This is a genomic window from Psychrobacter sp. 16-MNA-CIBAN-0192 (assembly GCF_040309565.1).
GTDB lineage: Bacteria > Pseudomonadota > Gammaproteobacteria > Pseudomonadales > Moraxellaceae > Psychrobacter.
This window is the reverse complement of sequence record NZ_JBEOOX010000721.1, coordinates 1-236: the sequence shown is the minus strand read 5'-3', so window position 1 is coordinate 236 and position 236 is coordinate 1. Positions and strand designations below refer to the sequence as shown.

Annotated in this window: 1 protein-coding gene; it reads right to left on the bottom strand. The window is 33.5% G+C overall.

Going from position 1 to position 236, the window contains the following annotated elements:
• Positions 1 to 236 (bottom strand): hypothetical protein (locus tag AAEY78_RS14985; protein WP_352340295.1); only part of this gene is annotated, 236 nt, incomplete at both ends.

Here is a 236-nt window from a genome sequence, read left to right as displayed (position 1 = left end):
ATTTCAACATCATTTGCAGCGACATCAAAACGCTTGATAGATAAATCATCACTTATAGTTTGCTCATTATTTATAGATGACAATAAGCTTTGTGTAAGTTCGCTTGGCATTTGTAAAGGCACAATTACTTTAGTCTCTGTAGGTCTTTCAGATAACTCTTGCTCTATATGATTTTTAACCTCTTTACCTGGTTTAAAGCTATGGCACGCAGTTAAAAATGTAGGTAACAATAGAAG